The organism is Bordetella sp. (assembly GCF_051960075.1).
GTDB lineage: Bacteria > Pseudomonadota > Gammaproteobacteria > Burkholderiales > Burkholderiaceae_B > Bordetella.
Window position 1 is genome coordinate 61,600 of record NZ_JBQCER010000019.1, and the last position, 6,215, is coordinate 67,814.

Genomic DNA, 6,215 nt, shown 5'->3' on the forward strand with positions numbered 1-6,215 from the left:
GTATCAACCGCCGGTGCCGGCTTCGAGAAAAGCCGCCAACCGGCGCAGCACCTGATCGGGCTGCTCCCGGTGCGGCATATGGCCGATGCCCGGCAGGATCGCGCGTTCGACCGGGCCGCCGCTGTGTTGCGCGATCAGGTCGGGGTGCACCGCGGAGCCGTATTCATCATCTTCGCCATGTACGGCCAACGCCGGGCAGCGTACCCGAGGCAGGATCGGCACCAGCGTCCAGGAGGCAAAACCGGGATCCAGCCAAGTCTCGGTCCAGGCCTCGAGTACCCATCGCGCCTTGTCGCCGTGATAGCGGGCCAGGCGCTCCACCTGGCCCGGATCGCGGAACTGCTCGCGAGCCGCGCGAATACCCGAGAGTGTGCGGTCCTCTGGAAATACCTGGGCTGCGACTGTCACCAGCGCCTCGCAACGATCGGCGTACTCGGCGGCGCACTGTATCGCCATGCCGCCACCCACGCTGTGCCCCATCGCCACGCAGCGCGGCACGCCCAATTGATCGAGCAACAGCGCAAAGACGTCCGTCGCCTCTTCGCGCACGAAGTCCAGCGACAGCCGCCCGCTGCGCGCATCGGATCGACCGAAGCCCAGCCTGTCGTAGGCGATGACCTCACGGCCCGTGGCTTGGCTGAGCGCGGCGGGGAAGTCGCGCCAGAGCGCCACGCTGCCCAGCGAATCGTGCATCAGCAGGATGGGCGGGGCCGCGGGAGGCTGCTGCACGCCTTGCGGACTCCAGCGGCGCGCGAAGATGCGCCCTCGAGGGTGATCTATCCATTGCTCGCGGCTGGCGGCGGGGGCTGTCATGGGAACTCGGGTCCTGGCTCGATACGAAACAGCCGAAATTTTGCGCTACTACGTCGCTGCGCTCAACTGCGCGGCCTGCCGGCGGGGCAAGAGCAGGGCGCCTGCGATCCCCAGCAAGGCACTGAACATCACGTAATAGATGGGCGCGAGCTTGCTGCCGGTGGTCTGCACCAGCCAGGTGTTGATGAAAGGGGCCAGGCCGCCGAAGACCATTACCGCGATGTTGTAGGTGAAGGCCGCGCCGGTGGAACGTATGGACACCGGAAAGACCTCCGTCATCACGACGGGGATGGTTCCCCAGAAAAAGCTCATGAAGAAGGACACCCCGATCTCCAGCAGCATCAGCGACGCGAAGGACGGGGCGGCGATGAGATGCCGGAAGCACAGCAGCCCGACGATGGCGTAGGCGACGATCGACGGAACGATCACGGCCTTGCGCCCGATCTTGTCCGACAGCCAGCCGGCCAGCGGGCAAAAGACCAGAATGACCAGCGTGCCGGCGAAGGTGGTGAGGTTGGCGTCGGGCAGGGGTATGCCCAGTTGCGTGCGCGCGAAGATCGGCACGAAGATCACGAAGACATAAGCCGACACGGTGCCCACCACGCATAGGCCGATGCTGGCGAACATGGCGCGCGGGTAGTCGCGCAGCACTTGGGCGAGCGGCGCGCGCGTCGGCTTGCCGGCCTTCTCGCGCCGTTCGAGATAGGCTGCGAACTCGGGTGATTCGTCCACGGTCGAACGGATCATCCAGCCCACTGGGCCGACCAGGATGCCGACCAGAAAGGGCAGGCGCCAGCCCCAGGACTCGAGCTGCGCAGGCGTGAGATGGGATGCGAGCAGATATGCCACCCCCGCGCCAAGCGAGAACGCCAGGGCCTGCGAGCACATCTGCAGGCTGCCGTACAGGCCGCGCCGGTTCTCGGGCGCGAATTCGACCAGCATGGTCGTGGCACTGCTGAACTCGCCGCCGGCCGACAGGCCCTGCAGCATGCGCGCCAGCACCACGAGGATGGGCGCTGCCACGCCGATGGCGGCATAGGTCGGCAGGATGCCGATGAGCCCGGTGGCCACCGCCATCAGCGCGATGGTGAGCGTCAGCGCTTTTTTGCGACCGACACGGTCGCCGTACAAGCCCAGCAACACGCCGCCGATGGGGCGCACCACGAAACCCATGCCGAAAGTGGCCAGCGTCAGCATCAGCGAGGCCGCCGGCGTGCCGGCGGGAAAGAACAGCTTGGCGATGACTACGGCGAACATGCCGTAGATGGCGAAGTCGAACCATTCGAAGGCATTGCCGAGCACGGAGGAGAGCAGCACTTTGCGCAACATCGCGGGCGATGGCATGGGTTTGGCGTTCATGGGTTTCTCGGGTTGGAGTAGCGGAGGATTGAATCAGCCCAGGCGCTGCTTGACGATGTCCAGGAAGACGGTCACGCCCAGCGGCGACGTTTCATCGTCGAAATCGAATTGCGGGTGATGGCACATCTGGCCGTCGTGGCCCAGGAAGAAATAGGCGCCTGGCCGCGCCTGCAGCATGAAGGCGAAATCTTCCGAGGCCATGAGGGGGCGCATATCGGGCTCGAGCTTGTCGGCGCCCAGGGTGTTGCGCACGGCCCGGCGCACCACATCGGCCTGTTCGGCAGCATTGACGGTGGGCGGGCCGCTGACCAGCCATTCGAGCGTGATGCCGCAGCGGTACATGGCTGCGGCGGCGTCGCAGATTTCCTGCATGCGCGCGATCGCGAGCTGCTGTGTCTGGACCGACAGCGTGCGCACGGTACCGGTGAGCTCGGCGTGGTCGGCGATGACGTTGCGCGCCGAGCCGGCGTTGAAGGTGCAGACGCTGACCACCGAGGTCTCGAGGGGATCGACGTTGCGGCTGACGATGCTCTGCAGCGACTGCACCAGCGACGTGCCCACGAGTATGGGGTCGATGCCCAGGTGCGGCATGGCGGCATGGGTGCCCACGCCCTGGATGCGGATGCGAAAAACGTCGCAGGCCGAGAGGATGGCGCCGTCGCGCACACCCACCACGCCGGCCGGCAACTGGTTGATATTGTGCAGCGCGTAGATCTCGTCGCAGGGAAAGCGTTCGAACAGGCCGTCCGCCAGCATGGCCGCGCCGCCGCCCAGGGTTTCCTCGGCCGGCTGAAAAATGAAATGGACGGTGCCGCGGAAATCGCGTTTGCCGGTGGCCAGGGTCTTGGCTACGCCGAGCATGATGGCGGTGTGGCCGTCGTGGCCGCAGCCGTGGAAAACGCCGGGGTTGATCGAGCGGTGGGCGACCGTACCCAGTTCGTCCATGGGCAGCGCGTCCATGTCGGCACGCAGCCCCAGCGACATGCCCGGCCCCCCGGCGCCGCGCAACGTGCCGACCACGCCGGTGCCGCCCACGCCCTCGGTGACGTCGATGCCCCAGGATTCCAGCAGTCTGGCTACCATGCCGCAGGTGCGGTGCTCGGCGAAACCGAGCTCGGGATGCCGGTGTATGTCGCGGCGCCAGGCGCGCATCTCGTCGGCGAGCGCGCCGAGATAGGTGTCTTCTTGCATAATTCAGGCCTTCGTGGTGATAACGCGAGGGGGGCGCATTCGCCTGCCCGGCGGCGCGCGGGATTCTGTCTTTTGGTAGCGTAGTTCAATAGTTGAATTTTTCAACTAATGGTTTTTACGGATTTTTGCGAGGTAGCCATGCCGTCCTCCAAACAAGGAGATCAAGGCAGTGAGGACGAATTCACGTTTCTCACCTTCAAGCTCGATCTGATCAAGACCGACATGATCAGCCGCGCCGATTCGGCCTACGAGGCGCTTTGCGGGCTGGACGTGCGCAAATTGCGGGTGCTGCGCATCATCTGCGCCGTACCGGGCGTGACGGCCTCGAGCGTGTCGCGGCAGTCTTTGATCGAGAAGACGCTGCTGTCCAAACTGCTGGCCGAGCTCATACGGCGCAAGCTGGTGCGGCGCACGGTGCATCCGGACGACGCACGCCACTTTCAGCTATGGCCCACGCCGGTCGGGCTGCGCGTGCGCGACGAGGCTCACGAGCTGGGCAAGAAGCTGGAAGATGAAATGCTGTCCCCGCTGTTGACGCGGGACGAGCGCCGATCGCTCGGTCACCTCGTGGACAAGCTGATGATGATGTTCGCCCAGGATGAGGCGCGGGACGGACCGCCGGTCAGGCGTCCGTGAGCGTGATGCGCCGCAAGGGCGCATGCGCCCCAGGCGATCGGTGTCTATTTCGTGGCGGCAAGCGCTTGCGGCGGACGCAGCTCTGCCACGGGATGCCGGTGATGAAAGGCGAGTACGCGTTCGACGACGCGGGCCGGGTCGTCCTCGACGACCAGCAGGTCCAGGTCGCCGCGGCCTATGGTGCCGAGCGTCAGCAACTGATCGCGCATCCAGTCGACCAGGCCGCTCCAGAATTCCCGGCCCACCAGAATGATGGGCGCAGGCCGCAGCTTGCGGGTCTGGACCAGCGTCAGGGCTTCGAACAGTTCGTCGAGCGTGCCGAAACCGCCGGGCAGGACCACATAGGCCATGCTGTACATGAAGAAGATGGACTTGCGCGGCGAAAAATGGCGGAAGTTCAGGCTGTGCGTTTGATGGGCGTTGTGGGTGGATTCGTGCGGCAGCTTGATGTTCAGCCCTACGCTCTGGCCGCCCGCCTCGAAAGCGCCTTTGCTGGCGGCTTCCATGATGCCGGGCCCGCCGCCCGAAATGACGGCAAAACCGGCCTTGGCCAGCGCCGACGTAATGGCCGCGCTCTTGGCATAGTAGGGCGATGGGGGCCGGATGCGGGCGCTGCCGAAGACGCTGACGGCGGGGCCGACGTCGGTCATCTGACCGATGGCAGTCTGCAGCTCTGCCATAATCTCCTGGACATGCTCCCGGGGCGGGAGCTCAGGAATAAAGCTTATTGTCATGAATAAAACCCTGTTGCTGGTGGACGGCTCCAGCTATTTGTATCGTGCTTTCCATGCCATGCCCGATCTGCGCAATGCGCAGGACGAACCCACAGGGGCACTGTACGGCGTGGCGAACATGCTGCGCAAGCTGGTTCAAGATCATAAAGCAGACTACGCGGCCTGCATTTTCGATGCGCGCGGCAAGACTTTTCGCGACGACCTGTACCCCGAGTACAAATCGCATCGACCGCCCATGCCGCCCGATCTGGCTGCGCAGATCGAGCCGATTCACCGCCTGGTGCGCGCGCTGGGCTGGCCGGTGCTGGCGGTCGAGGGCGTAGAGGCCGACGATGTCATCGGTACGCTGGCTCGCAGGGCTACGGCCGAGGGCGTCGATACCATCGTTTCCACCGGCGACAAGGATCTGGCCCAATTGGTGGACGAGCATGTCACGCTGGTCAACACCATGACCAACGAGGTGCTCGACCCTGCCGGCGTGCTGGCCAAGTTCGGCGTGACGCCCGATCGCATCGTCGATTACCTGATGCTGGTGGGCGATGCCGTGGACAATGTGCCGGGCGTGACCAAGGTAGGCCCCAAGACAGCCGTCAAATGGCTGTCCGAGTACGGTTCTGTCGAGCAATTGGCCGCCGCCGCCGACAGCATCAAGGGCGTGGCGGGAGAGAACCTGCGCGCGGCGATCGGTCGGTTCGGGCTCACGCGCGAACTGCTGACCGTCAAATGCGATTGCGATCTCGCCGGGCTTGTGAACGACCTGCAGGATCTGGCTTTCGGCCGGCCGGACTCGCCGACCCTGGTCGAGATGTACGACCACTATGGTTTTCGCACCTGGCTGCGCGAACAGACCGGCGATGCGCAGCGCGTGCCGGAAGGCGATGCACGCATCGCGCGGCTGCCCGCTTCTGCGGACGGAGAAATCGGCGAGCCGCCTCCCGCGCCGGTTCAAACCGACTACCGCATCATCACCGACTGGGCCGCTTTCGATGCCTGGATGGAAAGGGTCAGGCAGGCGCCGCTGGTTGCGCTGGACACCGAGACGACATCGCTGGACGAAATGCAGGCGCGCGTAGTCGGCATTTCGATGGCGATCGAGCCCGGCGTGGCCTGCTACATCCCGGTGGCGCACCGCGGCCCGGACGTCGCGTCCGGATTGGGCCTGGACGAATCGGCCTTGGTGCAACTGCCCAAGGACGAGGTGCTGGCGCGGTTGCGCGGCTGGTTCGAGGATGCCGGTGCGGCCAAGCTGCTGCATCATGCGAAGTACGACGCGCACGTGCTGCTCAATGAGGGCATCGCCTTGGCCGGCATTTCCGACGACACCATGCTGCAGGCCTATGTACTGGAATCGCACCGCGGCGTGGGCCTGTCCGACCTGGCCCAGCGCTACCTGGGCCGCAGCGGCGTGACCTACGAAGCGCTCTGCGGCAAGGGTGCCAAGCAGATCGGCTTCGACGAGGTGGCGGTGGACAAGGCCGGCTT

The 6,215-nt window shown here is 65.4% G+C and carries 6 protein-coding genes; 2 read left to right on the forward strand and 4 right to left on the reverse strand.

Going from position 1 to position 6,215, the window contains the following annotated elements; genetic code table 11:
• Nucleotides 1–3 precede the first annotated feature (3 nt).
• From ACTHJ1_RS02355 to ACTHJ1_RS02365, 3 genes are read right to left on the reverse strand one after another with little or no spacing between them, the layout of a single operon-like run.
• Nucleotides 4–813, reverse strand: a complete 810-nt coding sequence (locus ACTHJ1_RS02355) for an alpha/beta fold hydrolase (RefSeq protein ID WP_440187086.1) — start codon at nt 811–813, stop codon at nt 4–6.
• Between the two features lie 48 nt (nt 814–861).
• Nucleotides 862–2,172: an MFS transporter gene (locus ACTHJ1_RS02360; protein WP_440187089.1), complete on the reverse strand. Its 1,311-nt coding sequence runs from the start codon at nt 2,170–2,172 to the stop codon at nt 862–864.
• Between the two features lie 33 nt (nt 2,173–2,205).
• Nucleotides 2,206–3,363, reverse strand: coding sequence for an amidohydrolase (locus ACTHJ1_RS02365; protein ID WP_440187092.1), 1,158 nt, complete (start codon nt 3,361–3,363; stop codon nt 2,206–2,208).
• 138 nt (nt 3,364–3,501) lie between these two features.
• Between ACTHJ1_RS02365 and ACTHJ1_RS02370 the strand changes: the two genes are divergently transcribed.
• Nucleotides 3,502–3,999, forward strand: coding sequence for a MarR family winged helix-turn-helix transcriptional regulator (locus ACTHJ1_RS02370; protein ID WP_440187095.1), 498 nt, complete (start codon nt 3,502–3,504; stop codon nt 3,997–3,999).
• Nucleotides 4,000–4,043: 44 nt separating this feature from the next.
• Here ACTHJ1_RS02370 and ACTHJ1_RS02375 read toward each other — a convergent pair whose 3' ends face one another.
• Nucleotides 4,044–4,679, reverse strand: a complete 636-nt coding sequence (locus tag ACTHJ1_RS02375) for a TIGR00730 family Rossman fold protein (protein ID WP_440187098.1) — start codon at nt 4,677–4,679, stop codon at nt 4,044–4,046.
• A gap of 52 nt (nt 4,680–4,731) precedes the next feature.
• Between ACTHJ1_RS02375 and ACTHJ1_RS02380 the strand changes: the two genes are divergently transcribed.
• The coding region (locus ACTHJ1_RS02380) for a 5'-3' exonuclease H3TH domain-containing protein (protein ID WP_440187101.1) at nt 4,732–6,215 on the forward strand (1,484 nt) is incomplete at its 3' end.

Excerpts from the sequence above, each read along its gene's own strand:
- ACTHJ1_RS02355 (WP_440187086.1), bottom strand. The coding sequence starts at position 813 with ATGACAGCCCCCGCCGCCAGCCGCGAGCAATGGATAGATCACCCTCGA.
- ACTHJ1_RS02360 (WP_440187089.1), bottom strand. The coding sequence starts at position 2,172 with ATGAACGCCAAACCCATGCCATCGCCCGCGATGTTGCGCAAAGTGCTG.
- ACTHJ1_RS02365 (WP_440187092.1), bottom strand. The coding sequence starts at position 3,363 with ATGCAAGAAGACACCTATCTCGGCGCGCTCGCCGACGAGATGCGCGCC.
- ACTHJ1_RS02375 (WP_440187098.1), bottom strand. The coding sequence starts at position 4,679 with ATGGCAGAGCTGCAGACTGCCATCGGTCAGATGACCGACGTCGGCCCC.
- ACTHJ1_RS02370 (WP_440187095.1), top strand. The coding sequence starts at position 3,502 with ATGCCGTCCTCCAAACAAGGAGATCAAGGCAGTGAGGACGAATTCACG.